The sequence below is a fragment of the Paenibacillus germinis genome, assembly GCF_013141785.1.
Lineage (GTDB): Bacteria > Bacillota > Bacilli > Paenibacillales > NBRC-103111 > Paenibacillus_E > Paenibacillus_E phytorum.
In genome coordinates this window covers 1-782 of sequence record NZ_WHOC01000096.1, presented here as the reverse complement: position 1 = coordinate 782, position 782 = coordinate 1, and the positions used below count along the sequence as shown (strand labels likewise).

Here is a 782-nt window from a genome sequence, read left to right as displayed (position 1 = left end):
GGGGGATTTTCGTCTATGTAACGCTATAATGCTTAGTGCAGCGAAAGCATGGCCGCCATGTCCTCTTGTGCATCGCCGATCAGCTTCAGTCCGAATTTCTCGACGAGTACGTTCATGACACCTTCGTTAATGAACTCCGGTGCCTTCGGGCCAATACGGATATCTTGGATTCCGAGGCTGAACAAGCCTAACAGAATGGCGACGGCCTTCTGCTCGAACCACGACAGCACGATGCTCACTGGCAGTTCGTTGACACTGCAGCCAAAGGCGTCGGAGAGCGCCAGAGCGATTTTGACCGTGGAGCCGGAGTTGTTGCACTGACCCAAATCGATGTACCGTGGAATACCGGTGCCGGCAACCGTGCCGTAATCCACATCATTAAAGCGGAACTTGCCGCAGGACGTCGTCAAGATAACTGTATCATTCGGAAGCGATGTCGCAAGCTCGCGGTAATACTCGCCGTCCTTGCCTGGAGCATCGCAGCCGGCGATGACGAAGAAACGCTTGATAAGGCCGTCTTTGACCGCTTGAATGATTTCCGGCGCAAGACCGATGACAGTTTCGTGGTGGTAGCCGGTGGTCAGCACCTGCTCGGAGTCAATATTCGCCTCCGGCAGCTCGAGTGCCCGCTCGATCAGTGGAGTGAAGTTCTCGCCGACGATTTTCGTGACGTTCTCAAGCCCGGCTACCTCATAGGAGAAGAAGCGATCCGCATACGTGCCCTTAATCGGCATAACGCAGTTTGTCGTCGCGAGTATCGCTCCCGGGAACTGCTCGAACAG

General features: G+C 55.1%; 1 protein-coding gene. It reads right to left on the bottom strand.

The genetic code is table 11. From position 1 onward, the window contains the following. Positions 1 to 32 precede the first annotated feature (32 nt). Positions 33 to 782: anaerobic carbon-monoxide dehydrogenase catalytic subunit (locus GC102_RS20530; protein ID WP_512698993.1), on the bottom strand; the 750-nt coding region annotated here is incomplete at its 5' end.